This is a genomic window from Euzebyella marina, from assembly GCF_003687485.1.
Classification (GTDB): domain Bacteria; phylum Bacteroidota; class Bacteroidia; order Flavobacteriales; family Flavobacteriaceae; genus Euzebyella; species Euzebyella marina.
On record NZ_CP032050.1, the window covers coordinates 3,990,414 to 4,016,080 of the forward strand.

Genomic DNA, 25,667 nt, shown 5'->3' on the forward strand with positions numbered 1-25,667 from the left:
TTATTTAGCTCTTTCTAAGATTTCTACTAATCTCCAACACTTAGTCTTACTCAACGGACGGGTCTCCATAATCTTAACGGTATCACCTTCGTTGCAGTCATTCTTCTCGTCATGAGCCACATACTTCTTGGTCTTCAATACGAATTTACCGTACATAGGGTGCTTTACTCGCTTCACCTCTGAAACAACAATGGATTTCTCCATTTTGTTACTGGTTACCACCCCGATTCTCTCTTTTCTTAAGTTTCTTTTTTCTTCCATAAAGCAGAACCAATTATTGGTTTTCCCTATTAGTTAATTCCGTTGCCAATCTAGCCACCGTTCTTCTAGCTGTTCTTATTTGAAGAGGATTTTCTAACGGTGTAACAAAATGTGCCATTTTAAGGTCTGCATGTTGTTTCTTATACTCGGCAAGCTTTTCTTTTAGCTCTTCGACAGACAGTTCTTTAATTTCTTTATTTTTCATGATACACCTTAAATTGTTTCTTCAACATAATCACGAGCTACGATAAACTTAGTTCGCACAGGTAACTTTTGAGCAGCAAGTCGCAACGCTTCCTTGGCAACTTCCATAGGAACACCGGATACTTCAAAAAGAACTCTTCCCGGTTTAACAACTGCCACAAAATATTCTGGAGCACCTTTACCTTTACCCATACGCACCTCAAGAGGCTTTTTAGTGATAGGCTTGTCCGGAAAGATTTTGATCCAAAGCTGACCTTGACGTTTCATATATCTAGTGGCTGCGATACGCGCCGCCTCTATTTGACGTGATGTTATAAATTTAGAATCCAATGTCTTGATTCCGAACATGCCGTTCGACAATTGAAACCCTCGGCCCGCAATACCTTTCATGCGGCCTTTCTGCATCTTTCGGAACTTGGTTCTTTTTGGCTGTAACATTGCTTACTACTTTTTTAAATTACTTTCTACGACGTGGTTTTCTACCACTATCTCGTTTATCACCTCCTTTAGACTGGCCTTTTGTCATACCCACTAATGGAGACAAATCTCTCTTACCATAGACCTCGCCTTTCATTATCCATACTTTGATACCCAGCTTACCATAAGTAGTCTGTGCCTCTTGTAAGGCATAATCGATATCGGCACGAAAAGTAGAAAGAGGAATACGGCCATCTTTGTAAGATTCGGAACGCGCCATTTCAGCTCCGTTCAAACGACCAGAAATCTGCACTTTAATACCCTCTGCATTCATTCTCATTGCAGCAGCGATAGCCATTTTAATTGCCCTTCTGAAAGAAATTCTACTTTCAATCTGTCTTGCGATACTCGCAGCAACCAAATTAGCATCTAATTCAGGTCTCTTTATCTCATAGATATTGATCTGAACCTCTTTGTTCGTGATTTTCTTAAGCTCTTCTTTAAGTTTATCAACTTCTTGACCACCCTTACCAATAATAATACCTGGTCTTGCAGTAGTCACGGTAATCGTAATCAACTTAAGAGTTCTTTCAATAATCACCCTAGACACGCTAGCCTTTGCCAAACGCGCATGGATATACTTACGAATTTTATTGTCTTCAGCTAGTTTATCGCCGTAATCATTTCCACCATACCAGTTAGACTCCCATCCTCTGATGATTCCAAGACGATTTCCTATTGGATTTGTTTTCTGTCCCATTCTAGCTCTCTATATTATTATTAGACCCTAAAACCAAAGTAACATGGTTTGAACGTTTTCTGATTCTGTGTGCTCTACCCTGAGGTGCAGGACGCAACCTTTTCAACATAGTACCACCATCAACACGAATTTCCTTTACGAAAAGACCAGCGTCTTCAACACTTGCTTCTTCATTTTTTGCTTGCCAGTTAGCCAAAGCAGACAACAATAGCTTCTCTAACTTACGTGATGACTCTTTAGGATTGAACCTAAGAATAGCCAAAGCCTTTTCAACTTCTACACCACGCACCAAGTCTGCAACCAAACGCATTTTTCTTGGTGATGTCGGGCAGTTATTCAACTTGGCAAAAGCCAATTGCTTCTTTTCAGCCTTTAACCTTTCGGCCATTTGTTTTTTTCGAACTCCCATAGCTTACTTACTTCTTTCCTTTATTCTTAGCTCCTGCATGCCCTCTGAAAGAACGGGTAGGAGAAAATTCACCTAACTTATGACCTACCATATTCTCGGTAACAAATACTGGAACAAATTGTCTTCCATTGTGAACCGCGATAGTAAGACCTACAAAATCAGGGGTAATCATCGATGCTCTTGACCACGTTTTGATCACACTCTTCTTACCTGAAGATACATTTTGTTGGATTTTCTTCTCCAAGCTATAGTGAACGTATGGTCCTTTTTTTAATGAACGTGCCATTTTTCTTTACTTTTTATTTCTTTCTACGTTCTAAAATATATCTATTCGTTTTCTTGGTCTTGATCCTGGTTCTATACCCTTTAGCAGGAATACCATTTCTAGACCTTGGGTGACCTCCGGAAGCCCTTCCTTCACCACCACCCATTGGGTGATCAACAGGGTTCATAGCAACCGGTCTTGTTCTAGGCCTTCTACCCAACCATCTACTTCTACCAGCTTTACCAGAAACCAACAATTGATGATCCGAATTGGACACAGCCCCGATAGTAGCCATACATGTAGACAAAATCAACCTGGTCTCGCCAGATGGCATTTTAACGGTGACGAATTTTCCATCTTTCGCCATTAACTGAGCAAAAGTTCCAGCACTTCTCGCCATTACAGCACCCTGACCAGGACGCAATTCAATACACGAAATAATGGTTCCTAAAGGAATAGCACTCAAAGGCAGCGCATTCCCGATTTCAGGAGCCACAGAAGAACCAGCACTTATCTCTTGACCGACCTGAAGGCCGTTCTGGGCAATTATATATCTTTTCTCACCATCGGAATACTCCAATAATGCAATAAAAGCTGTTCTGTTAGGATCATACTGAATCGACTTTACGGTAGCAGCAACATCTTGCTTATCCCTTTTAAAATCGATAACACGATACCTTCTCTTATGACCTCCACCTCTATGGCGCATGGTCATTTTTCCTTGACTGTTTCTACCTCCCGACTTTTTTAACGGAGCGAGCAAGCTCTTCTCCGGCTTATCAGCAGTAAGCGCGTCAAATCCGTTTACTACTCTAAAACGCTGTCCAGGAGTGATAGGTTTTAATTTTCTAACTGACATTTTGCGTCTTTATAGATTACTGTAAAAATCGATGATGTCACCTTCTTCAACATCAACAATAGCTTTCTTGACCGAATTGGTCTTACCATGCTGTATACCAGTTTTAGTATAACGCGTCTTTCTAGTAGGACCATAATTCATGGTTCTCACTTTTTTGACCGCCACACCATAAGTAGCCTCTACAGCTTCTTTGATCTGAATTTTATTGGCTTCAGGATTCACAATAAAGCCATACCTATTATACAACTCGCTTTCTGCGGTCATTTTTTCGGTAATTATCGGTTTTATCAACACGCTCATGGCTTATTTTTTATTTAGGTTTGACTCCAATCCTTCTAAAGCACCTTCAACAAACACTACATTATTAGCGTTCATTATTTTGTAAGTGCTTATTTCTGAGGAAGTTACAACTTCTGAGCCCTTCAAATTTCGCGAAGACAAATATACGCTATTATTTGAATCACCCAAGACAATCAAAGACTTTTTATTGTCTATGCCCAGAGACTTCAAAATCTCTTTAAAATCTTTTGTTTTCGGAGTCTCAAAATTGAAATCTTCAACAACTAGAATGGCATTCTCTTTTGACTTTATACTCAAAGCAGACTTTCTAGCCAATCTCTTAACATTTTTGTTAAGTTTTTGGACATAATCTTTTGGTCTAGGACCAAAAATTCGTCCACCACCTCTAAATACAGGCGACTTGATGCTACCTGCACGAGCGGTACCTGTACCCTTCTGCTTCTTTATCTTACGTGTACTACCAGCAATCTCGCCACGTTCTTTGGCCTTGTGAGTACCTTGTCTCTGATGGGCCAAGTACTGTTTTACATCTAAATAAACAGCGTGATTATTTGGCTCAATACCGAAAACAGAATCTGAAAGCTCAGCTTTTCTACCTGTTTCTTTTCCTTTAATATCTAATACTGCTACCTTCATTACTCCCACCTTTGAATAGTTACGTATGAATTTTTATGTCCCGGAACAGCCCCTTTTACAACTAAAAGATTCTTTTCAGGAACCACTTTTAATACACGCAGGTTCTGAACTGTAACACGCTCACCACCCATTCTACCGGCCATTTTCAAGCCCTTAAAAACACGAGCAGGATACGAGGCAGCACCAATAGAACCAGGTGCTCTTAACCTGTTGTGCTGACCGTGCGTAGATTGACCGACACCACCAAAACCGTGACGTTTTACTACACCTTGAAAGCCTTTTCCCTTAGAAGTACCGACGACATCGACAAATTCACCTTCGGTGAAAAGATCGACACCTACAGTGTCACCTAATTTGAACTCCCCCTCAAAACCTTGAAATTCGACAACTTTCTTTTTAGGCGAAGTACCAGCTTTTTTAAAGTGGCCTGTTTCAGCCTTGTTGGCACGTTTATCTGCCTTGTCATCGAAACCAAGTTGAAGTGCATTATACCCATCAACTTCTTCGGTTCTGACTTGGGTAACTACGCATGGTCCTGCTTCTATAACGGTGCAAGGAATATTCTTCCCATTCTCGTCAAAGATGCTGGTCATGCCCACTTTTTTACCTATTAACCCAGACATACTTGATTTAAATTATGGACTTTTAGATTACCAAGAACCCTAGTCCGTTCATATTTATTTAATTACTCTATTCAACTTTCAGACAAAAAAACAGGGTCAAAAATTATTCGACCCCGAATTAATTTTTGTTTCCGTTTTTCCTTTGCACGCAGCGCAGGACATGTCTACCGTCTATTGAAGACAGCTTTCAGTAAAATCTACTTAAACCTTAATCTCAACTTCAACACCACTAGGAAGCTCTAACTTCATAAGCGCATCGATAGTTTTTGACGAAGAGCTGTAAATATCCAACAACCTCTTGTAAGAACTAAGTTGGAATTGCTCTCTAGATTTCTTATTTACGTGCGGCGAACGCAACACTGTAAAGATTTTTTTATGCGTTGGTAAAGGAATAGGTCCAGTAACCACTGCCCCGGTAGTCTTTACCGTTTTTACGATTTTCTCAGCAGACTTATCCACTAGATTGTGATCGTAAGATTTTAGTTTTATCCTAATTTTTTGGCTCATCTTTCTAACAATTAAGCGGTTACTCCTTTAGCTGCCTTAATAACTTCCTCAGCAATATTCGATGGTGTCTCAGCATAGTGAGAGAATTCCATAGTTGACGTTGCCCTACCTGAAGACAATGTTCTTAATGACGTTACATAACCGAACATCTCCGATAATGGCACTTCACCTTTTACAACTTTAGAACCTGCCCTATCACTCATATTGGAGATAGTACCTCTTCTACGGTTAAGGTCACCTACGATATCACCCATGTTTTCTTCAGGCGTCAATACTTCAATCTTCATAATAGGCTCCATCAATACGGCACCAGCAGCTTTTGCAGCAGACTTATAACCTAACTTAGCAGCCAATTCGAAAGATAGAGAATCAGAATCCACAGCATGGAAAGACCCATCCTTAAGAACTACTCTCATACTATCCATCTCGAACCCGGCCAATGGACCATTTTTCATAGCCTCTTTAAAGCCTTTTTCAACAGCAGGAATGAATTCTTTAGGAATATTACCACCCTTTATCTCGTTAACAAACTCAAGACCCGTCACTTCTTCGCTATCGGCAGGCCCCATAGTAAATACAATATCTGCGAATTTACCACGACCACCAGACTGCTTCTTGTAAACCTCTCTATGGTCAGCACCTCTTGTTAGCGCTTCTTTATACTCTACCTGAGGTTGACCTTGGTTCACCTCTACCTTAAACTCTCTTCTAAGACGATCAACGATAATATCTAAATGAAGCTCGCCCATACCAGATATAATAGTCTGACCTGAAGCCTCATCGGTCTTCACCTGGAAAGTTGGATCCTCCTCAGCCAATTTAGCCAAAGCCATACCCAATTTATCTACATCAGCCTTTGTTTTAGGCTCAACAGCGATACCGATTACCGGATCAGGAAAATCCATACTCTCCAAAATAATTGGAGCATTTTCGGCAGACATGGTATCACCAGTCTTAATATCTTTAAAACCTACCGCAGCACCTATATCACCAGCTTCAATATATTCGATAGCATTTTGCTTATTCGAATGCATCTGATAGATTCGAGAAATACGCTCTTTTTTACCCGAGCGGTTATTCAATATATAAGAACCGGCATCAAGTCTACCAGAGTAGGTTCTAAAAAACGCTAATCTACCAACAAAAGGGTCTGTAGCAATCTTAAATGCCAAAGCCGAGAAAGGCTCTTTAACATCTGGCTTTCTACTAATTTCCGCTCCCGTATCAGGATTAGTACCTACAATATCATCTTTATCTATAGGTGATGGCAGATATCTACAAACGCAATCCAACAAGAACTGAACACCCTTATTCTTAAAAGAAGAACCACAAACCATTGGTATAATAGCCCTATCCATAACGGCAGCTCTTAAGGCAGCGTGAACTTCTTCTTCAGTGATAGAATCTTCATCTTCGAAGAATTTCTCCATCAATTCCTCATCATATTCTGCAACAGCCTCGATAAGAGCAGCTCTGTACTCCTTTACTTCAGCCTTCATATCCTCAGGAATATCGACCACATCGAACGTAGAACCAAAATTCTCTTCGTGCCATACAATAGCCCTGTTCTTGGCCAAGTCAACTATACCTTTAAAATCAGCTTCATCCCCGATAGGAAGAACGATCGGCACAGCATTAGAACCTAACATCTCGCGCACTTGCGTACAAACGTTTAAGAAGTTAGCTCCTTGACGGTCCATTTTATTAACAAAACCAATTCTAGGAACCTTATAATTATCAGCTAAACGCCAGTTAGTCTCAGACTGAGGCTCAACCCCATCAACCGCACTGAACAAGAAAACCAAACCATCCAAAACACGAAGGGAACGGTTAACCTCTACCGTAAAATCAACGTGACCAGGAGTGTCAATAATATTAAAGTGATAATCTTTGGTATCAGGTAACGGCTGAGCGTTTTCCATCGGAAACCTCCAAGTACAAGTTGTTGCAGCTGAAGTAATGGTAATACCACGCTCTTGCTCCTGCTCCATCCAGTCCATAGTGGCCGCACCATCGTGCACCTCACCAATTTTATGACTAACACCAGTGTAAAAAAGAATACGCTCAGTAGTAGTCGTCTTTCCGGCATCAATGTGAGCAGCGATACCTATATTTCTAGTATATTTTAAATCTCTTGCCATTTCTGATTAAAATCTAAAGTGGGAAAATGCTTTATTTGCCTCTGCCATCTTGTGCGTATCAACTCTTTTCTTAACAGCAGCACCTTCTTCCTTCGCAGCAGCTAAAATTTCAGCCGCTAGTTTTTGAGCCATACCCTTTTCATTCCTTTTTCTCGCAAAACTGATCAACCACTTCATAGCGGTAGAAATTTTACGGTCAGGACGAATTTGCATTGGAATCTGAAAAGTAGCACCCCCAACCCTTCTACTCCTAACTTCGACATGGGGCATTACATTTGAAAGAGCGTCTTTCCAAAGTTCCAAGGCCGACTTCTCCTCGTCAGTCTTCTTTTCTTCTACAATATCCATTGCATTGTAGAAAACATTAAAAGCTATAGATTTTTTACCATCCCACATCATCATATTGACGAAACGGGTGACCAATTGATCACCATACCTTGGATCCGGTAAAAGCGGTCTCTTTTTTGCCTGTTTTTTTCTCATTTTGTTCGTTTTCGGCGCAGATCACCCCACACCTTTTAAATCATTTACTTCTTGGGTCGTTTTGCTCCGTACTTAGATCTTCTCTGAGTTCGGCCCGCAACACCAGCTGTGTCCAAAGCCCCTCTCACGATATGATATCTAACACCAGGCAAATCTTTCACCCTTCCGCCCCTTACTAATACTATCGAGTGCTCTTGGAGATTGTGTCCTTCACCAGGTATGTAAGCGTTCACCTCTTTACCATTGGTCAACCTTACCCTAGCCACTTTTCTCATGGCAGAGTTAGGTTTCTTAGGTGTAGTTGTGTAAACACGCGTACAAACACCTCTTCTTTGAGGACAAGAATCCAAAGCAGCCGATTTACTCTTCTTAGTAATCGTGGACCTTCCTTTTCGTACTAATTGTGAAATTGTTGGCATACTATATTATATGTGTATATAAATAACCCCTCATTTAAGGGTCGGCAAATGTAAGACTATTTCGCAATAATTCAAATTCTTATCCATTAAATTTCAAAGATTTAAAAAAAAGGCAACATTGATACACCGCACCCCTTACTAGAACAGCAGTGAAACATTAACAACCACTTAGTGAAAACCCAGTTTTTTATAAAAATAAAACAAGGGGATTTACAAAAGAGCAAGACTAATTTCAGAGCTGAAAGGGTTTCTGTGAGAATAACATAAAATTCAAAACAAGAAGGTTCAGGAAAAACAGCATGGAAAAACGAAAAAATCAAATGAAATGAAATAATTACGACCTAATTTATAGGCTAAAACTTGTATTTTAACATGTATTTACTTATTAATTATTAAAAAATGGTTTGTTTCATCGATTATTAATAAATCGTAAATATTTTAACAAATTCAATCATCGATTTCTACTTTCAGATGAAAAAACACAGCATTTCCATAACATGAAGCCAAAAATCTGTGGAATTTTGACAAAAATTGAAGCCATATGTCGCATTTCTAACAGAAATAATATTATGCATGCATAAGTTTTAGTTAAAAATAATTGCATTATTAACGTTAAATTATGATTTTTGCCATCAGCTAATTCAAATAATTATAAAATGAGAGCAAAACACAAAGGATTGTTGACGCTATTTTTGGCGTTATTCGTGCAAATCTCTTTTGCACAAGACAAAACCATTACTGGTACGGTCTCCGATGCGGACGGATTACCACTACCAGGGGTTAACATCGTGGTGCAGGGAACCACAAATGGTACCCAAACCGATTTCGACGGAAACTATGCTATTTCAGCTAGTCAAGGTCAAACACTTGCCTTCTCCTATCTTGGTTATAAAACAGAGACTAGACCAGTAGGCGCTTCTAACACTATTAACCTTCAAATGGCCGAGGATGCTGAATCATTGGAGGAGGTAGTAGTTACCGCTTTAGGTGTTAGTAGAGAGAAAAAATCTCTCGGTTATGCTGCCCAAGAGCTAGAGGGCGATGCCGTTTCTACTGTTAAGGTAGATAACGTTGTCAATTCACTTTCAGGTAAAGTTAGTGGTGTTCAAATTAAGGCTAACAACAACTTTGGAGGTTCCGCAAACTTCTTGATTCGAGGCGTAAGTTCTTTGACTGGAAACAACCAGCCTTTATTCGTTATTGACGGTATTCCTATTTCAAACCGTTTAAACAACACCTCTGCTCAGCAGGGTGGTAGTACAGGTTATGATTACGGTAATGCCGCGTCTGATATTAACCCTGATGATGTAGCGTCTATCAACATCCTTAAGGGTGCTGCTGCTTCAGCCATCTACGGTTCTAGAGCGTCAAACGGTGTCATTATTATTACTACTAAAAAGGGTAAAGCAGGTTCTGCAAAAGTTCAAATCACCTCAGGAGTAACTGTGGGTAAAATTGACAAGAGTACATTTTTGGAGTATCAGGATGAATATGGTGCAGGGTACGGACCTTATTATGGATCGACCGGATATTTTGAAGATATCGATGCCAATGGTGACGGTAACCCAGACTTAGTCGTACCAACCTACGATGATGCGTCATACGGTGCTCCTTTAAATGGACAATTGGTGTACCAATGGGATGCCTTTGTTCCAGAACATCCGAACTACCAAACTGCTACCCCCTACATAGCGGGCGCTCATACTCCAGTAGACTTTTTTGAAACAGCTTTCCAATTCAACAATAGTGTTTCTGTTTCTGGAGGAAATGAAAAAATGACGTACCGACTTGGTTATACCAATTTTGAACAAAGTGGTATGCTTCCTAACTCCAACCAGAATAGGAATATTTTCAATATTAACGGTACTTTTAAGGTTAGCGAAAAGTTCAACGTAGGTGCCAATGCTAACTTCTTCGTTCAAAGAATGATAGGTAGAAACAGTACTGGTTATAGCGACAACCTAATGTCTCAGTTCAGACAGTGGTGGCAGGTTAACGTTGATATTGAAGACCAAAGAAGAATTTATGAGCAGACAGGGTTGAACTACTCTTGGAACCATGAAGGCGGCTTTTTTCAGGGAGGATCTCCTCTTCAACCACATTACTGGGACAATCCTTACTGGACACGTTACGAGAATTACCAGTCGGATAGAAGGAATCGTTTTTTTGGCAATCTATTCGCCACATACTCTCTTGCTCCTTGGTTAGATATCACTGCAAAAGGTGCGGTTGATACTTATACTGAGCTTCGTGAAGAAAGAAGGGCACCAGGTTCTGTTGCTGCACCATTCGGGGTTCTTAGGGACGATGAGTCATCTGGTTACGACAGAAAGGACATTACCTATTCTGAGTACAATTATGACTTGATGTTCAATGTAAACACTAGTCTAAGTGATAATATTACTTTAGCCGGTGTTGCCGGTATAAACAACAGAAGGGAAACCTATAGTTTCTATCACCAAGCAACTGCTGGTGGTCTAGTTGTTCCAGGTCTTTTCGCTTTAAGGAATTCAGTGAATGCTGTGCCAAAACCAGTAGAGACAGTAGACGAAAAGCAAGTTGTAGGTTACTACGCTCAAGCTTCCCTAGGGTTTGGCAATACCTTCTATCTTGATTTGGTTGATAGATATGATATCTCTTCTGCCCTACCTGAAAACAATAATAAGTACAACTATTACGGTGCGAGTGGAAGTTTGGTTTTCTCAAGCTTAATCGATGCAAGTTGGTTAAATTTTGGTAAGCTAAGAGCGGGTTATGCTGAAGTTGGTAACGATTTGCCTGCCAATAACGTGTACGACACTTATACCATCAATAACAACTTTGGCAACTCAGTATTGGTATCTTTCCCAGGAACCAAACAAAACGATCAGTTAGTTCCTGAAAGAACCAGTGAAATTGAAGTTGGTCTAGAAGCGCGTATGTTCAACAGCCGAGTTGGGTTCGATATTACTTATTATAAAAAGAACACTGAAGATCAATTACTTCCAGTGTCAACAACTACGGCAACCGGTTTCAGCAGCCGTTGGGTTAATGCCGGTGAAATTGAAAACCGTGGTATAGAAGTTGGGTTGAACCTTACACCTGTACAAACAGATAATTTTGCGTGGAATGTAAATGTAAACTGGTCTAAAAACGAAAACGAAGTACTTAGTCTACTTGGTGACCAACAAAATTTACAATTACAGTCTTTCCAAGGTGGTGTTTCTATCAACGCCTCTATTGGTGAACCTTATGGTGCAATCAGAGGATCTGGTTTTGTTTTTGACGATAATGGAAACAAAGTAGTAAACGGTAGTGGTTACTATCTATCTCAAGCAGATCAGGTTTTAGGAAATGTAAACCCTGATTGGGTTGGTGGTGTAAATAACAGATTTACTTACAAGAATCTAACCCTTAATTTCTTGATTGATGTTCAAAAGGGTGGTGATGTTTTCTCACTAGACACCTATTATGGTCAAGGTACCGGTTTACCTTATTACACCGCAGGATTGAACGAATTGGGCAACCCTGTTAGAGACCCTGTAACCGATGGTCCTGATAGTGGTGGTATCTTGAATGAAGGTGTTACTGAAGATGGTCAACCTAATACCACTAGAGCAACGGCAGACTTTTATGGAGGTGTTTTCTACTGGGGTAACGCTAGCAGAAACCCTGCTGCTCTAAATGTTTATGACGCCTCTTATGTCAAACTAAGAGAATTGGCCCTTACCTATAAGATGCCTGTAACTAAATGGATGAGCAATAGCTTCTTTAGTGCTGCCAGCGTTAGTCTTGTAGGAAGAAACCTATGGATAATTGACAAAAATGTACCTTTTGCTGATCCTGAGTCAGGTCTAGGTGCAGGTAACGTTCAAGGTTATCTATCTGGTTCTTACCCAACCCTTAAGACAGTAGGCCTTAACTTAAATCTAGAATTTTAAAAAAAAAAGTAATGAAAAAGTATTTCATAACATTCATAAGTATAGCCCTCATTGCTGTCTCATGTGAAGTAAATGAGGAATACAATAGGGATAGTAAATATCCAACCATTGTTCCTGGAAGTGGACTTTTCACTAACGCAGCTAGAAACCTATTTGATTTAATGAACTCTGCTAGCGTTAATGATAACGTTTTTAGATTGTATGCACAATATTGGGCGCAAACAACATATCCAGATGAGAGTCAGTACAACCAAATTACCCGTAATATCGGAGGTAGTATCTGGAACACTCTTTACAGAGATGTATTGCAAGATTTAAAGGGTGCTAGAGCAAATCTAATCGAAGAAGAAGCAGATAACCTAAACAACAAACTTGCCATCATTGAGTTCATGGAAGTTTATGCTTACTCTGTTTTGGTCGATACATTTGGCGATGTCCCTTACTCCGAAGCACTGGATTTCGAAAATTCGACACCGGCCTATGATGATGCCGGTACTATTTATGCATCTTTAATTGAAAAGTTAAATGGTGCTATTACCTCTATGGGAAGTGGTTCTGGATTTGAAGCCACTCAAGACCCAATCTATGGTGGAGATATGACCAAGTGGAGAAAGGCTGCCAATTCTTTACGTTTAAGAATGGCATTGCGCCTTGCCGATGTGAATGCTTCTTTGGCTCAATCAACTGCCGAAGCTGCAGCCGCAGCCACGCTTATAACTGAGAATGCAGATAATTTTGGAATTCAGTATTTAGGAGCTGCACCTAATACCAACCCGGTATGGGTTTCATTGGTTCAAAGTGGTCGTAATGACTTTGTTGCAGCCGATACCTTTATTGATGTTCTTAATGGTCTCGAGGATCCAAGAAGACAATTCTACTTTGAGACTTTAGATGGTGAGTATGTGGGCGGTATTTATGGAAGTGCAAACTCTCCTGCTAGCGCATCTGCTATTTCTGACCTTTTAAAAGCTCCGGATCTTATCGGAAATATATTGACGGCTTCTGAAGTACACTTCTTATTATCGGAAGCAGCGGCTAGAGGTTATGCCGTAGGGGGTACTCAAGAGGAATTTTACGCTGGAGGAATTGAAACATCAATCTTGGAATGGGGAGGAACCCAAGAAGAAATTGATGCCTATTTAGCCCAACCATCTGTTGCTTATGCTACTGCAGAAGGAGACTGGAAACAGAAAATAGCTACCCAAAAATGGATTGCTATGTTCAACAATGGCATGGAGGGATGGACTACTTGGAGGTTGTTCGATCAACCGACCCTAAATGTTCCTGATGGTTTCACCGCTGAAGATATTCCAACAAGATTTCTATATCCAATTTCTGAGGCTACTCTTAACGGTGAAGAGTTAGATGCCGCTATTTCAGCTATAGGTGGCGATTCTCAAACTACGAAATTGTTTTGGGATGTTAATTAAACTGATCTAAATAAGTTGATTAAAGGGCCTTTGTAAATTTCGAAGGCCCTTTTTTATTTTATGAAATTAGGATTTTTGCATTTTTTCTGAGTCAGTCTTTTAGAACGGACAAGCTTATAGAAATGCTTATCCGTAATAAGGAGGTAGAAGTAAAGTAATCAATTTCAAGCCTCTAAATTTAAAGCCTCCCCATTTCGTGGCCATTAACTAATTTTCAATGTACCACTATCATAAATGAATTCTTTCCTTGGTTATCAAAGAGTAAGAATCCAATCCTTTATATTATCTTTTTACAACTTATAGAATAATTGTGATTCAAATTATTAACCCTATTCCTTGATCTTGCGACAAACATTTTAATATTAGAATTAGATGCAAACCTCGAACCAAGATTACTGCTTAATATCAAAAAGGAAAGATTTAGTTGAAATAATAGAAAAGATTTAGGAAAAGAATAAAATAGATAGGCCTTATTCATTATAAGCATAAATTTGAATAATCTTCACCCTCTTCTTCATATATTTTCCTTAAATTCAATCGATAGAGTTTAATTCTATTGTACTTTTGCCTAAAGTCAAATGGTAAGTAATAGAATTAAAATTTTTCTCTAATTTATCCAATAAATAACTCTTGGTGAACGAGACAAACTTAATTTAATTAATGATTTAAAGCCTTTACAACAAGAATTCAAGTGAAACGGATTTTGACTTCTGACCTGAGGTAAAACCCGCTTAAAATGATAAACAAAAAATTTCAGATGGTAGCCTAGTTGCTTTCAATCTTTTCAAAGACCGTAATACATAAGATATTCTTCCCCAAACAAAGTACGGTATATTCTGATAAAATAGCATATAGTTGAATCGACCAACTTCAGTATATATTAAAAATAGAAACCATTAAACCATAATAAAATGAAAAAAAGAATTTTAATTTTAACCCTAATAACCCTAGCAGCAAGTCACATGGTCGGGTACAGCCAATCACGGATTCCCAGTGCCACAAATGGACTTTTCAGTAACAACCTAGATTTTTTCGCTATTCAAAAAGTGAGTGACGTCTATACCGGTGGAGTAAATGAAGATATCAAGGGTTCGATTTATCTTTTCGACCAATGGACAAAACTTAGAATAACTTCCACCTACAAAGACAATTACACCTACTCTATTCTTGCTAACTACAACATCATGGCAGATAGATTCGAAATATTTGTAAAAGGGGAAAAGTACATTTTGAATCCTGAATCTGTAGTGAAAATCACAAAAGGCAATAGAACTTTTAAGGTCTCAGAGGAAGATTTAGAAAAAAATTATTACGAAGAAGTTGCAAGTGGTGATAATGTTAGCCTAGTAAAGATTTATGAGAGTAAAGTTGTCGAGGTTCCCACTAAAACTTTAGGGTTGATTGAAAGAAAAATATCTAAATCTGAAAAAGAGTTTTTAGTATTTAAAGATGGTTCTATGACTAAAATGCCTAAATCAAGGGGCAAACTTTTTAAAGCTCTTAACCTTACCAGTGAAAAACGTGATAAGTTCAAAAAGTATGACATTAAAAATGATTATGAACTTGCTGCAATTATAAAAGACGCTTAATTCATCTTTGAGCTTATTTGACCTTGGAAAAATCATCAAGAGTTTACGGTATTAGGGCTGTTATGGAGGCTATTAAGGCCAATGAACCAGTAGACAAAGTATTCATTCAACGTGGACTCAAGGGCACACTTTCTCGTGAACTCGAGACCATTTTGAGAAAAAACGGAATCAAGGCCACTTATGTGCCGGTTGAAAAGCTCAATAACCTTACTAAAAACAATCATCAAGGGGTAGTTGCACAAATATCTCCTGTGAGTTTTTATGAACTAGAAGATTTGGTCGAGCAAGTGAATAATGGACAAACAAAACCATTATTTCTATTGCTCGATCAATTATCAGACGTCCGTAATTTTGGTGCTATAATTCGAACTGCCGAATGTACCGGTGTCCATGGTATTATTATTCAAAAGAAAGGCGCGGCCCCGGTTACGGCCGACACTATTAAAACATCGGCTGGAGCAGTGTTTCGTGTTCCTTTGGTTAAAGTAGACCATATTAAGGACGCCGTGTTTTATTTACAGGCCAGTGGAGTTACTGTTGTTGCTGCAAACGAAAAAACCGATAAGGAAATCTATAATGTTGACTTATCAGGCCCCACGGCGATAGTGATGGGTTCTGAAGACCGTGGAATCTCTCCTTCTACTTTAAAAGCAGTTGATGAGATAGCAAAGATTCCGTTATTGGGAGAAATTGGTAGTTTAAACGTTTCCGTAGCATGTGCCGTGTTTTTGTACGAGGCCGTGAGACAACGTCAGTAACTAGAGAAATCAATTTTTGTACTGCAAGAATCAAATATTTTCTCTGTTCTTGTTGCTTTCATCCTCTTTCCAATCATGAATGATTTTAATATCATTTCTTTCCTGCTCCCCTACCCTACCTCCAATGAAATTACCTTCATCATCGAACTGCTGTAAAAATTCATCCGATTCCTCATCATAATCCTCTCTTTCCCAATCGTATTTTTTTTTTAGGGGCAAGGTTCCCTTTAGCAAAAGCGCAAAGATAAGCCCCATCAAAAACCCACTCAAGTGGCCCTCCCAAGATACACCTTCCTTTATCGGAAAAATATACCATAGCATACTGCCATATATAAACACAACTACCAATGACAAAGCCACCAAGCGGTAATGCTTGGCGAATATTCCTTTAAAAAATATAAAACTTGCCAGTAAATAAATAATTCCACTAGCGCCAATATGAAATGAAGGTCTTCCGATAACCCAAGTTAACAATCCCGTTAAAATCGTTCCAAGAAGTAAAACTCTGAAAACCATGTCTCGATAAAAATAACTGAGAGCAGCTGTGAGCACCGCCAACGGAATTGTATTATTATAAAGATGTTCGACCGAACCGTGAATAAACGGACTGAACAACACACCTCTTAAACCTTCAAGCTTTAAAGGGTAAATACCATATTCATTGAGATTGATATGTAATTTAAGCTCTAAGTAGAAAACCGACCAAATGAGCAGAACACTACACAGTGGAAGTATCACTACCAAATTGGTATACCTAAAATCAGTGGTATTTGTCATACTACAACTATAGCAATAATTTCGCCACTTTCAGCAGTATGAAGAATTGTCAGAATTTAAATAAATACTTTAGTTCAGATAAGATTTGAAATCGATTATACAATTTATAATTTCACCAAATGAACGAACCTTTAGCAGAAAGAGTTAGGCCCAAAACGATTACTGACTATATCAGTCAAAGACATTTGGTTGGTGAAAATGGTTCCTTAACACAACAGATTAAGAGAGGAATCATTCCCTCTTTAATATTTTGGGGGCCTCCTGGCACTGGAAAAACAACCTTGGCCAATATCATTGCCTCAGAGAGTGATAGACCTTTCTACACGCTAAGCGCAATCAATAGTGGTGTTAAAGATGTACGCGAAGTTATAGACAAGGCAAAACAAAGTGGGGGGCTTTTTACCTATAAAAACCCCATTTTATTTATCGATGAAATTCATCGTTTCAGTAAATCTCAACAAGATTCTTTATTGGCCGCGGTAGAAAAAGGTTGGGTCACCTTAATTGGTGCGACTACCGAGAACCCAAGTTTTGAAGTTATTCCTGCCTTGCTCTCACGTTGTCAAGTATATGTATTGAATGCTTTTGGAAAAGAAGATTTAGAAAATCTTCTTAACAGAGCTATCAAAGAGGATTCGTTTCTCAAAAAGAAACAGATCGAATTAAAGGAAACCGAAGCGCTTCTTCGCCTATCTGGCGGTGATGGACGAAAGCTACTTAACATATTTGAGTTGGTTATCAATTCTGTTGATGGAGACAAAATTCTAATAACAGATGAACTTGTATTGGGCAGAGTACAAAAAAATACCGTTCTATACGATAAAACTGGGGAGCAGCATTACGACATCATTTCAGCGTTTATCAAATCGATTAGGGGCAGTGACCCAAACGGAGCTGTTTATTGGCTCGCCAGAATGATCGAAGGGGGCGAAGATGTAAAATTTATAGCCAGAAGATTACTGATTTCGGCATCTGAAGATATTGGGTTGGCCAACCCTACCGCATTGGTCATTGCCAATAACGCCTTTCAGGCGGTAAATACTATTGGCTACCCGGAAGCAAGAATTATTCTTAGCCAGTGCGCCATTTATCTGGCAACTTCACCTAAAAGCAATGCGAGCTATATGGCCATAAACAAGGCTCAGCAGGCTGTTAGGGAAACCGGAGACCTTTCGGTTCCGTTACCGCTTAGAAATGCCCCAACCAAACTTATGAAAGATTTAGGTTATGGGTCTGGATATCAATATGCGCATGACTACACTAATAATTTTGTAGAAATGGAATTTCTGCCGGAAGAATTAAAAGGAACTGCCTTCTATGAACCTGCTAACAATGCCCGTGAGAAAAGTATAGATGAGTTTCTCCAAAAAAGATGGAAAAACAAATACGATTCTAAAACTTAATCTCTAAACTTTCGGTCACTAGTTGGTCATTCTCATAGTATTCAAAAAACCACTTACCGTTATTCTCAAATACTACCCCAGACTCCGTATCGCTTTCTGCTAAATAATAGTCGGGAATGGAGGTTCGATAGATTTTTAGCCTAATCTTTGGAGTACTGTCTACCAACTGATATCCGTTATCCAAACCTTGAGCATACAAAACCCCTTCACTCGGTCTTGTATTTTTAATCTGAGCTCCTGAAACGGATTTATTTATGGAGGAAGATTTAGGCGTATTATCCTTATACTTTTGCTCTTCTTGAGTGGCCACTTGACTAACAACCTCCGCATTGGTAGCAGGTTTGGTGTAATTTGATGGTTTCGGTGTATTGTCTTTATACCGCTGTTGCTCTAATGTAGCTTCCTGCTCCACGGCACTATTCAAATTCTTTGGCTTTTGACTATTGTCGGCTGCCACCGTCTTTACATCATTTTGCATATTAACGCTAATCGGTTCGTTAGTCTTGCTCTTTCCTGAATATTTATAGTTGAGACTACTTATGGAACGAAAAGATTCACGAATCGCCTCGTTATAGGAGTCTTTATAATTCTTCTCTTTACTTCTTCCCTCCTGTGAGGTGTAAACTTCTTTTCCTTGGCAATCTTCTAACTTTATGGCCGCCTTTGTTGTGAACATGTTGGAACCATCAACTATATGGGCCGTTAAGGCCATGCAGCGGTTGGTGTTGACCTCCATGGGAAGTTCGTCTTCATATGCCGTTTCAAAACCTATCTCAGAGAATAGGTGTTTAACCAATGTGCTGGTCTGGTACTGATTGGGTTCTTTAAATGCGTCGAACTTTTTAGGAACGATAACATATTTATAGTCGTTCAATTCTGTCTGGGCCATGCTCGGCAACCCTACCATTACAATCAATACCAATAATAAATTCTTCACAATCAATCAGATTTAGCAATTCTCAATTCATGATGAAAAAAGCATGCCAAAAAAGACTCTGTAAAATTTTTCTAGGCAAAAGACTTCGTCATCGTTTGCCCCAAGATATAATATTTAATCCTAATTGAAAAGAGGCGTAATTGCTAGCTGCGATATTGCGATATGCTAACAAATTATCGGCCATTGCGTAGAAATTTACCGGTCCTGCTTGTAGATTAATACCTAGACCGACATTCGAATATGTGAATTTATCTACAGTGTAAGTAGCTTTCAAAGCCATAAAATTACCAAAGCGGCGATGATAGAATGCGGTCAGGGCCGCCTGTGGACCTCTTGGTCTGTTAATGGCATACAACTGTGCACCCAAACCATTGACATATTTGGCCCTGTTAGATGGAGACCTTCCGGCTTTGATTCCACAATCACAGTTGGCCATTCCGGAAACAGGCTCACCAAAATTATAGCGTATGGATCCATATAGTTTAGTAGGCCGAAATGAAACGTAGCTATTACTATCGTCTTCAAAGGGAAGAAACTCTTCTACCTCATCTACCAAATCTTCCCAGAAGTCGGTATCGGGATCATTAAAAGCATCTGGAAGGATTACTTCTAACCCTTCTACAGTATTTCTTCCATTAAGAGAAAAGGTTTTTACATCATTAGCGTGGTATATAAAACCTAAATCAAGTAAACTACCTGTCACCACGAGTTGATCGCTCAAATGGTACGTAAAGCCTAAATCGAAACCTAAACCTAAATTACCGCCCAAAAGCGCTCTTTTAAGTATAGTGCTTCCGGTGGTCTCATCATCAAAAGAATCGCTTATGGAGTTTATTCCCGATGTTCTAAGTTGCATATTGGCTTCCAAGGTGCTAACATAAATATTATTTTCACCTGGGCTTGTAACGAAGTAACCTCTGTTCTTAGTAGAATTAAAGTCAAAAATACTGGAATAGATTTTTGCCCTTCCGCCAATGGTCAGACCATCACCAACGTTTTTATTTAACCCAAAATGCAGAACATTCACCAACTCGCCCCTAGTTTTCAAGTGACTTAGATCAAAGCGCTCATTCAATCGATCCGCATTGCCTTCATAGGCCAAAATGGCATAATCTCTAAACCAATAGCCGATAGCATCTCCTTCGAGGTACATACCCCCTGTATAGAACAAATCCGGGTTTTTTCCGCGAAAGCCAAGATTCAAAAATTCAACTTGAAACGTACCACTAAGTTCGTCTTTGATATCCATTCCATAAATGGCCCTGTCTCTTATCTTGTCATTGATATCGATACCATCGTTTGCAAAAATGTCGTCAACAGCAATGCCGCTAGAACCGGCCTGTAACATAACACCGGACAATACTGGAATACCCGCATACCATTGAAAATCGATCTCAACACCCGGATTGACCATTGCCGACTGAGGAATTTCAGAGAAATCGTAGAGAATTTGTTTGTTCTGCCCATTTACGACAAAACTGGCCAAAAATAAGCCTAAGAAAACTAATTTTTTTAGGTTCATTTTAACTGGACTCTAAATTTAGCGCTTGATTTTACCACTATTTTTGGGTCTGGCTGATTTGACACACTGGTTGTGTCACCAAGATTCGTAGTGCTTACCCTTATACTCGAGGTATTTTTTATTATTTCAATACTGCGGCCTGCGTCGCCGTATGAAACATCTAATTGAGAAGTACTATTGGGGTCAACCGTGATATTATCTGCTTGCCCTAAAAGGTTATCTTGATCATCTAAAAATTCTATGGTGATAGACAATGTTTTGCTTGTTGTATTCTCTACCAAATAGGTGATGGTGCCATCTAACACCCTTTCAGAAAAGGCGTCATAACTAAAGGCATCAAAATTAAAGTTTTGGGTAAAAACGACATTTGATGGTGCAGAATTAACCATGTCTTCAGGCGCTTCTACATATAACATACTGGCTTCTAGAGTAGGCGTTACCTCGATTTCATCGTACTGGTCGAAATCCTGTTCTTCTACACAAGAGAAGAGCGTTGCCGCCAATAAAAAGACAACGGAACAAATTGAAAGAATCCTTTTCATAGTATCACCTTTAAAGGACCTATCTGGCCTCAGGGGTCATACCTATATAACTCTATAAGAAAGATTTTATTTCAATAAGGTCATGAATCATTTTGCAGTGTTCGTGCAGGGGTTCGTTATGGGCGTTAAAATGAAGCGCGTGATAGCCTACAGCCATAGCGCCTTGTATATCGGCCTCTAAATTATCGCCAATCATCAAAGATGTCTGGGCTTCCACACCTGCCCTGTTCAAAGCCAACTGAAATATATAAGGATTCGGTTTTTTTACCCCTGCCATTTCAGAGTTGATGACCTGATCAAAAAATCTTTCAATCCCTGAATTTTTAAGCTTTCGGTTCTGCACTTCCTCGAAGCCGTTCGTAATGATGTGTAACCTGTACGATGAGCTTAAATATTCCAACACCGGTAGTGTATTAGGAAACAGGTGGTTAAAATTCGATAGATTTTCAATATAATCGACCGACATTTGATTGATGACCGAATCGGATACCCTGTAGTGCAACTTATCAAATACCGTTTTCAATCGTTGGTAGCGTAATTCTTCTTTGGTAATACGCTCTTCGCGATACATCTTCCAAAATTCAAGATTGGCCGGCACATATACCTGTAAGAAATCATCAAGGCCAATTGAAATATGATGGTCGACAAGAATTTTTTCAAAGGTTAGGGCCGAATTTCTTTCGAAATCCCATAAAGTGTGGTCGAGGTCAAAAAATATGTCGGTAATGGTCTCTCTATACATGAAACTTTCTTAAAAATTGGGAATAAAACTCTTTCCAAACGACCTTGTTTACCGAATCGCCTAACAGCTCATTAGAAAAAATTGATATGAAATGACCGTTGACCTGCTTTACCTGTTCATAAAGTTCACTGGCACATCTCAACATTTCTTCTTGCCTTCTGAAATTTTTTAACGCGTAATCATGAACCGCAAAAGGGTGTATTCGTATAGGCTGCTGTATCTCAAGACTAATATCGTAGAAATAAAAAGAGCTGCAAGTACCTGCCCTAAAACCTGGTTCATGGGTATAGCCCATGGTATAATCGTCGGTAAATTCAGCTTCTATCAAATTGCGATAAGTTTGCGGCAGGTGCAATCGGTTATACCGCATACGGGAGGCATCAACAGATCGATTGATTACCCCTTTTAGATTCTTCCTTTCTTTTTTTAATAACTCTACATCTTCAAAAGAACTATAAGAAGCCGCTAGGGCAATAGTACTGTAGTCTGCTATCGACTTGATTAAAAATCTGAATTTGTTGTGGTTGGGAGAAACATTCTTATCAAAGGTAGAGTAAGTGGCAAATTGAAAGAAAAAAACACTTTTTATATTGAGCTCTTTATGCAAATCTACAAGATGGCCAAAATTATCGTAAGGGTCTTTTTTAGGGTCGAACCAAACTTTGATGCGCTCTATTACCCTCTTAAACTTCAAAGACCCCAAATCATACAATAAGCCAGCGGCACTTCTGACCAAACCTCGGTGGGCGTAACAATGAGAACTGGTCACGTCGATAAGAGACGTAAAGTCATAAGAGCCCAGATTATATTCTAAATCAGGAAACTTTTCCTTCAGAAGCTCTAACAATTTATTTGCCCAAATATCAACGACCGGCAGTTTGAGAAAATCATTGCGAAAGGCAAGACTATCTTTTGGTTGAAACCTACCGTGAACATCCTTTAAATGTGGCAAATACTCTTCGTAACGGCTCAATAGATAAAAACTGGCCGAAAAAATGTCAAAAGGCACATTGCTTCTTTCCCCAGCACTGAAAAAACACGGCGTATCATCCCATTTCTTGACGGTTATATGAAAATCATTGATTCCCTGTTCAAACAATAGGTCATTACTTCGAATAAAGAATTCATTCTGTAACGCCTGTTTGGTATAGGTAATTTTAGGACCTGTATGCTTTATAAAATCTTCGACCTTAATGGTAAAAGAAATTTCTATACCTAAAATGCGAGTGAATATTTGCCTTGTAATATAGGTAAGCCTCGGTGTAATCTTGTGAGAGTAAATCAGAAGCATAGTATACCAAATATTGTTTTCAGGGAGTTTTATTTATAATATCCCTTCATCCGCAAAGCTATAATAATCCTTTTGGGTAATGATCAAATGGTCCAAAACTTTAATGTCCAAAGCTTCTGAAGCCACTTTAAGTTTTTGGGTTATCTTTCTATCTTGATGACTGGGCTTCAATGTCCCTGACGGATGGTTATGGGCCAATATCAAAGCCACGGCTCCTATCTCTAGCGCTTGCTTCATAACAATACGTACATCAACCAGCGTACCTGTCAACCCGCCTTTGCTCAATTGTGATTTATGAAGCACCTTATTTGAGTTGTTCATATAAAGAATCCAAAATTCTTCGTGCTCAAGTTCTCCTAAAATGGGTTGCAGTATCTCGAAGGCATCTCTACTACTTCCTACTTTTGAAGTCTTCAAGGCGTCTTCTCCCCTTCTTCTTCTACCAATCTCCAGTGCGGCAGCAATCGTAATGGCCTTTGCTTCACCAATTCCCTTAAATTCCATCAATTGCTTTATGGAAAGTTTACCCAATTCGTTCAAATTGTTTTGGGCGGATGCCAATATGCGTTTCGATAAGTCGACAGCACTTTCGTTTCTACTACCGGAACCGATTAGAATGGCTATGAGCTCGGCATCCGATAAAACCGACCTCCCTTTCTGCAACAATTTTTCTCTGGGCTTATCATCATCTGACCAGTTTTTAATAGAAAATGAAGTGTTATCCTGTGCCATTTTATAAAGATAGCGAACTAAAGCTTGGATTATGTTGGCCGAATTTCAAAACAATATAAATCCTGTGCAATGAATATTATAAAGTGTCGTCATCAGCGGGTATCTCAGTTCTCTTAGGATACAGTCTAGAGTCGGTTAAAGTCCTGTTTTCTTCCAAAATAGCATTTGACATGCCAAGCATGACGGCCAATAAGACCATCGATAGTTTCTTGAACATAATCTCCAATTTAGAAAACAACGTAACACGTACTATGCCAACCAATTGTAATGTGACATATTTTCTTACAACAAATGGACTTAAGGGGCTATCCTCCTTTTTAACTCTTCCAGATCGAGTCCGCCATAATTACCTGAACTCATTAATAGCAATACTTTATCAATAAAATTTTGGTCCAGTATAAATTCGTGAAAATCGCTTGAACTAGTAAATATGCGCAAATCACTTCTTTGAAATGCTTCTCTTATCTGTTCTGGCGATACAGGGTCTAGTTTCTTTATGGCTACCGATTCGGGCAAGTAAAATACGATGGCCTCGTCAGCTGCATCTAAAGCGCCTCTATATTCTTTCAAGAATTCAGGATTAAAACTGCTGTATGTATGTAGTTCTAGGCAGGCAACCATTCTTCTATCGGGGTATTGCTCTTTTACTGCCCGTGTGGTAGCCGCCACTTTACTGGGAGAATGCGCAAAGTCTTTAAATGCTACGGAATCACTGCTTTCAGCCAGTTTTTCCAATCGCTTCGAAGCCCCTTTAAAAGTGGCTATAGCCTCGTAGAAATCATCTTCATCGACTCCCATATTCTGACATATCCATTTGGCACCGGCCAAATTATTGAGATTATGTTGGCCAAAGACCTCTATTGGCATTGGTCCATCTGGTGTATGCAAAAGTGTAGTACCGTTTTCAACTTCATATTCAGGTGTACTATAAGGCAACTTACGAATGGGGTTTTCAGATGCTTCTACCACTTTTTTGAGGATATCATCTTCAGAGTTATAGGTTATGCTGCCACCCTTTACGATGGTATCTACAAAAATCTGAAACTGCTCTACGTAATTTTCAAAAGTCGGGAATACGTTAATATGGTCCCATGCTATACCGCTTAAAAGGGCAATATTGGGCTTATAGAGATGAAACTTAGGTCTTCTATCAATTGGTGATGATAAATACTCATCGCCTTCAAGTACGATAAAGTCGTTATGCTCGGTCAAATGAACCATTCTGTCGAAACCCTCTAATTGGGCGCCTACCATAAAATCTACTTCTATATCGTGATAGTTCAGAACATGTAAAATCATTGATGTAATGGTGGTCTTGCCATGGCTACCTCCGATTACGACCCGTGTTTTATTTTTTGACTGTTCATAGAGAAACTCAGGATAGGAATAAATGGTCAAGCCCAATTCTTGGGCGCTTAATAACTCAGGGTTATCAGGTTTGGCATGCATACCTAGAATAACAGCATCCAATTCTGCATGTATTTTCTCAGGGTACCATCCAAACTCCTTTGGTAACAACCCCTCTTTTTTCAACCTGCTTTTAGAAGGTTCATAAATTACATCGTCACTACCCGTTATTGTATATCCTTTGTGTGCCAAGGCCAGCGCTAAATTATGCATGGCACTACCTCCTATAGCTATAAAATGAATCTGCATCTATGAATTGTTTGCCACAAATATAGACATTGATTTCATGAACAAATAGACCTACAACTAATTCAAAGCCTTTCTGAAAAATGT

The 25,667-nt window shown here is 39.2% G+C and carries 28 protein-coding genes; 5 read left to right on the forward strand and 23 right to left on the reverse strand.

Annotation, left to right across the window (positions count from 1 at the left end):
- The 14 genes from rpsQ to rpsL all read right to left on the reverse strand — a co-directional run bounded on the left by rpsQ (window position 1) and on the right by rpsL (window position 8,284).
- On the reverse strand, window positions 1-261 hold the full coding sequence (gene rpsQ, locus D1013_RS17205; protein ID WP_121850002.1) for a 30S ribosomal protein S17: 261 nt from the start codon (window positions 259-261) through the stop codon (window positions 1-3).
- A 13-nt stretch (window positions 262-274) separates the two neighbouring features.
- Window positions 275-466 carry a 50S ribosomal protein L29 gene (gene rpmC, locus D1013_RS17210; RefSeq protein WP_121850003.1) on the reverse strand — a complete coding sequence of 64 codons (192 nt, stop codon included), beginning with the start codon at window positions 464-466 and terminating at the stop codon, window positions 275-277.
- 8 nt (window positions 467-474) lie between these two features.
- A complete protein-coding gene (rplP, locus tag D1013_RS17215; RefSeq protein WP_121850004.1) occupies window positions 475-903 on the reverse strand; it encodes a 50S ribosomal protein L16 in 429 nt (142 codons plus the stop codon).
- Between the two features lie 19 nt (window positions 904-922).
- On the reverse strand, window positions 923-1,642 hold the full coding sequence (gene rpsC, locus D1013_RS17220; RefSeq protein WP_121850005.1) for a 30S ribosomal protein S3: 720 nt from the start codon (window positions 1,640-1,642) through the stop codon (window positions 923-925).
- A gap of 1 nt (window position 1,643) precedes the next feature.
- Window positions 1,644-2,051: a 50S ribosomal protein L22 gene (gene rplV, locus D1013_RS17225; RefSeq protein WP_121850006.1), complete on the reverse strand. Its 408-nt coding sequence runs from the start codon at window positions 2,049-2,051 to the stop codon at window positions 1,644-1,646.
- Between the two features lie 7 nt (window positions 2,052-2,058).
- Window positions 2,059-2,337, reverse strand: coding sequence for a 30S ribosomal protein S19 (rpsS, locus tag D1013_RS17230; RefSeq protein ID WP_121850007.1), 279 nt, complete (start codon window positions 2,335-2,337; stop codon window positions 2,059-2,061).
- Between the two features lie 13 nt (window positions 2,338-2,350).
- A complete protein-coding gene (gene rplB, locus D1013_RS17235) occupies window positions 2,351-3,175 on the reverse strand; it encodes a 50S ribosomal protein L2 (RefSeq protein WP_121850008.1) in 825 nt (274 codons plus the stop codon).
- 9 nt (window positions 3,176-3,184) lie between these two features.
- A complete protein-coding gene (rplW, locus tag D1013_RS17240) occupies window positions 3,185-3,475 on the reverse strand; it encodes a 50S ribosomal protein L23 (protein WP_121850009.1) in 291 nt (96 codons plus the stop codon).
- Between the two features lie 3 nt (window positions 3,476-3,478).
- Window positions 3,479-4,111: a 50S ribosomal protein L4 gene (rplD, locus tag D1013_RS17245; protein WP_121850010.1), complete on the reverse strand. Its 633-nt coding sequence runs from the start codon at window positions 4,109-4,111 to the stop codon at window positions 3,479-3,481.
- Entirely contained in the window at window positions 4,111-4,734 is a 624-nt protein-coding gene (rplC, locus tag D1013_RS17250) for a 50S ribosomal protein L3 (RefSeq protein WP_121850011.1), read from the reverse strand. Before rplC ends, rplD begins: the two co-directional genes overlap by 1 nt.
- A 201-nt stretch (window positions 4,735-4,935) precedes the next feature.
- Window positions 4,936-5,241 carry a 30S ribosomal protein S10 gene (gene rpsJ / locus D1013_RS17255; protein ID WP_007094989.1) on the reverse strand — a complete coding sequence of 102 codons (306 nt, stop codon included), beginning with the start codon at window positions 5,239-5,241 and terminating at the stop codon, window positions 4,936-4,938.
- An 11-nt stretch (window positions 5,242-5,252) separates the two neighbouring features.
- Window positions 5,253-7,382: an elongation factor G gene (fusA, locus tag D1013_RS17260; protein ID WP_121850012.1), complete on the reverse strand. Its 2,130-nt coding sequence runs from the start codon at window positions 7,380-7,382 to the stop codon at window positions 5,253-5,255.
- Between the two features lie 6 nt (window positions 7,383-7,388).
- Complete coding sequence (gene rpsG, locus D1013_RS17265; protein WP_121850013.1) at window positions 7,389-7,865, reverse strand: 30S ribosomal protein S7; 477 nt, start codon at window positions 7,863-7,865, stop codon at window positions 7,389-7,391.
- A 44-nt stretch (window positions 7,866-7,909) separates the two neighbouring features.
- Window positions 7,910-8,284: a 30S ribosomal protein S12 gene (rpsL, locus tag D1013_RS17270; RefSeq protein ID WP_010519393.1), complete on the reverse strand. Its 375-nt coding sequence runs from the start codon at window positions 8,282-8,284 to the stop codon at window positions 7,910-7,912.
- A 656-nt stretch (window positions 8,285-8,940) separates the two neighbouring features.
- Between rpsL and D1013_RS17275 the strand changes: the two genes are divergently transcribed.
- From D1013_RS17275 to rlmB, 4 genes are all read left to right on the forward strand, one after another.
- Entirely contained in the window at window positions 8,941-12,204 is a 3,264-nt protein-coding gene (locus D1013_RS17275; protein WP_121850014.1) for a SusC/RagA family TonB-linked outer membrane protein, read from the forward strand.
- Between the two features lie 11 nt (window positions 12,205-12,215).
- The gene (locus tag D1013_RS17280; RefSeq protein WP_121850015.1) at window positions 12,216-13,634 is read left to right on the forward strand and encodes a SusD/RagB family nutrient-binding outer membrane lipoprotein; all 1,419 of its coding nucleotides are present in this window, start codon (window positions 12,216-12,218) and stop codon (window positions 13,632-13,634) included.
- Between the two features lie 911 nt (window positions 13,635-14,545).
- On the forward strand, window positions 14,546-15,223 hold the full coding sequence (locus tag D1013_RS17285; protein ID WP_121850016.1) for a hypothetical protein: 678 nt from the start codon (window positions 14,546-14,548) through the stop codon (window positions 15,221-15,223).
- Window positions 15,224-15,246: 23 nt separating this feature from the next.
- Window positions 15,247-15,981: a 23S rRNA (guanosine(2251)-2'-O)-methyltransferase RlmB gene (gene rlmB / locus D1013_RS17290; protein ID WP_121850784.1), complete on the forward strand. Its 735-nt coding sequence runs from the start codon at window positions 15,247-15,249 to the stop codon at window positions 15,979-15,981.
- 30 nt (window positions 15,982-16,011) lie between these two features.
- On the opposite strand, the gene D1013_RS17295 is transcribed toward rlmB, so the two are convergent.
- Entirely contained in the window at window positions 16,012-16,758 is a 747-nt protein-coding gene (locus tag D1013_RS17295) for a rhomboid family intramembrane serine protease (RefSeq protein ID WP_121850017.1), read from the reverse strand.
- A 119-nt stretch (window positions 16,759-16,877) separates the two neighbouring features.
- On the opposite strand from D1013_RS17295, the gene D1013_RS17300 reads away from it, so the two are divergent.
- The gene (locus D1013_RS17300; RefSeq protein ID WP_121850018.1) at window positions 16,878-18,161 is read left to right on the forward strand and encodes a replication-associated recombination protein A; all 1,284 of its coding nucleotides are present in this window, start codon (window positions 16,878-16,880) and stop codon (window positions 18,159-18,161) included.
- Here the strand turns inward: D1013_RS17300 and D1013_RS17305 are convergent.
- From D1013_RS17305 to D1013_RS17340, 8 genes are all read right to left on the reverse strand, one after another.
- Window positions 18,151-19,098, reverse strand: a complete 948-nt coding sequence (locus D1013_RS17305; protein WP_162987939.1) for a hypothetical protein — start codon at window positions 19,096-19,098, stop codon at window positions 18,151-18,153. The two genes, D1013_RS17300 and D1013_RS17305, sit on opposite strands and share 11 nt — an antisense overlap.
- Window positions 19,099-19,186: 88 nt before the next feature.
- A complete protein-coding gene (locus tag D1013_RS17310; protein ID WP_121850020.1) occupies window positions 19,187-20,620 on the reverse strand; it encodes a DUF5723 family protein in 1,434 nt (477 codons plus the stop codon).
- Window positions 20,617-21,162: a hypothetical protein gene (locus tag D1013_RS17315; RefSeq protein WP_121850021.1), complete on the reverse strand. Its 546-nt coding sequence runs from the start codon at window positions 21,160-21,162 to the stop codon at window positions 20,617-20,619. Before D1013_RS17315 ends, D1013_RS17310 begins: the two co-directional genes overlap by 4 nt.
- 52 nt (window positions 21,163-21,214) lie before the next feature.
- Window positions 21,215-21,904 (reverse strand): YjjG family noncanonical pyrimidine nucleotidase, encoded by a 690-nt coding sequence (locus D1013_RS17320; protein ID WP_121850022.1) that lies wholly within the window; start codon window positions 21,902-21,904, stop codon window positions 21,215-21,217.
- Window positions 21,897-23,195 (reverse strand): polysaccharide deacetylase family protein, encoded by a 1,299-nt coding sequence (locus D1013_RS17325; protein WP_121850023.1) that lies wholly within the window; start codon window positions 23,193-23,195, stop codon window positions 21,897-21,899. Before D1013_RS17325 ends, D1013_RS17320 begins: the two co-directional genes overlap by 8 nt.
- 33 nt (window positions 23,196-23,228) lie before the next feature.
- Complete coding sequence (radC, locus tag D1013_RS17330; RefSeq protein ID WP_121850024.1) at window positions 23,229-23,927, reverse strand: RadC family protein; 699 nt, start codon at window positions 23,925-23,927, stop codon at window positions 23,229-23,231.
- A 76-nt stretch (window positions 23,928-24,003) separates the two neighbouring features.
- Window positions 24,004-24,144, reverse strand: a complete 141-nt coding sequence (locus D1013_RS17335; protein WP_162987940.1) for a hypothetical protein — start codon at window positions 24,142-24,144, stop codon at window positions 24,004-24,006.
- 80 nt (window positions 24,145-24,224) lie between these two features.
- Window positions 24,225-25,583, reverse strand: a complete 1,359-nt coding sequence (locus tag D1013_RS17340) for a UDP-N-acetylmuramate--L-alanine ligase (protein WP_121850026.1) — start codon at window positions 25,581-25,583, stop codon at window positions 24,225-24,227.
- Window positions 25,584-25,667: the final 84 nt, after the last annotated feature.

Coding starts and splice junctions, on each gene's coding strand:
- rpsL (WP_010519393.1), bottom strand. CDS start 8,284: ATGCCAACAATTTCACAATTAGTACGAAAAGGAAGGTCCACGATTACT.
- rplB (WP_121850008.1), bottom strand. CDS start 3,175: ATGTCAGTTAGAAAATTAAAACCTATCACTCCTGGACAGCGTTTTAGA.
- rpmC (WP_121850003.1), bottom strand. CDS start 466: ATGAAAAATAAAGAAATTAAAGAACTGTCTGTCGAAGAGCTAAAAGAA.
- D1013_RS17315 (WP_121850021.1), bottom strand. CDS start 21,162: ATGAAAAGGATTCTTTCAATTTGTTCCGTTGTCTTTTTATTGGCGGCA.
- rpsJ (WP_007094989.1), bottom strand. CDS start 5,241: ATGAGCCAAAAAATTAGGATAAAACTAAAATCTTACGATCACAATCTA.
- D1013_RS17300 (WP_121850018.1), top strand. CDS start 16,878: ATGAACGAACCTTTAGCAGAAAGAGTTAGGCCCAAAACGATTACTGAC.
- D1013_RS17320 (WP_121850022.1), bottom strand. CDS start 21,904: ATGTATAGAGAGACCATTACCGACATATTTTTTGACCTCGACCACACT.
- rpsG (WP_121850013.1), bottom strand. CDS start 7,865: ATGAGAAAAAAACAGGCAAAAAAGAGACCGCTTTTACCGGATCCAAGG.
- radC (WP_121850024.1), bottom strand. CDS start 23,927: ATGGCACAGGATAACACTTCATTTTCTATTAAAAACTGGTCAGATGAT.
- D1013_RS17295 (WP_121850017.1), bottom strand. CDS start 16,758: ATGACAAATACCACTGATTTTAGGTATACCAATTTGGTAGTGATACTT.
- rpsC (WP_121850005.1), bottom strand. CDS start 1,642: ATGGGACAGAAAACAAATCCAATAGGAAATCGTCTTGGAATCATCAGA.
- rpsS (WP_121850007.1), bottom strand. CDS start 2,337: ATGGCACGTTCATTAAAAAAAGGACCATACGTTCACTATAGCTTGGAG.
- D1013_RS17325 (WP_121850023.1), bottom strand. CDS start 23,195: ATGCTTCTGATTTACTCTCACAAGATTACACCGAGGCTTACCTATATT.
- rplV (WP_121850006.1), bottom strand. CDS start 2,051: ATGGGAGTTCGAAAAAAACAAATGGCCGAAAGGTTAAAGGCTGAAAAG.
- D1013_RS17310 (WP_121850020.1), bottom strand. CDS start 20,620: ATGAACCTAAAAAAATTAGTTTTCTTAGGCTTATTTTTGGCCAGTTTT.
- D1013_RS17275 (WP_121850014.1), top strand. CDS start 8,941: ATGAGAGCAAAACACAAAGGATTGTTGACGCTATTTTTGGCGTTATTC.
- fusA (WP_121850012.1), bottom strand. CDS start 7,382: ATGGCAAGAGATTTAAAATATACTAGAAATATAGGTATCGCTGCTCAC.
- rplC (WP_121850011.1), bottom strand. CDS start 4,734: ATGTCTGGGTTAATAGGTAAAAAAGTGGGCATGACCAGCATCTTTGAC.
- rplD (WP_121850010.1), bottom strand. CDS start 4,111: ATGAAGGTAGCAGTATTAGATATTAAAGGAAAAGAAACAGGTAGAAAA.
- rplP (WP_121850004.1), bottom strand. CDS start 903: ATGTTACAGCCAAAAAGAACCAAGTTCCGAAAGATGCAGAAAGGCCGC.
- D1013_RS17285 (WP_121850016.1), top strand. CDS start 14,546: ATGAAAAAAAGAATTTTAATTTTAACCCTAATAACCCTAGCAGCAAGT.
- D1013_RS17340 (WP_121850026.1), bottom strand. CDS start 25,583: ATGCAGATTCATTTTATAGCTATAGGAGGTAGTGCCATGCATAATTTA.
- rpsQ (WP_121850002.1), bottom strand. CDS start 261: ATGGAAGAAAAAAGAAACTTAAGAAAAGAGAGAATCGGGGTGGTAACC.
- D1013_RS17280 (WP_121850015.1), top strand. CDS start 12,216: ATGAAAAAGTATTTCATAACATTCATAAGTATAGCCCTCATTGCTGTC.
- rplW (WP_121850009.1), bottom strand. CDS start 3,475: ATGAGCGTGTTGATAAAACCGATAATTACCGAAAAAATGACCGCAGAA.
- D1013_RS17335 (WP_162987940.1), bottom strand. CDS start 24,144: ATGTTCAAGAAACTATCGATGGTCTTATTGGCCGTCATGCTTGGCATG.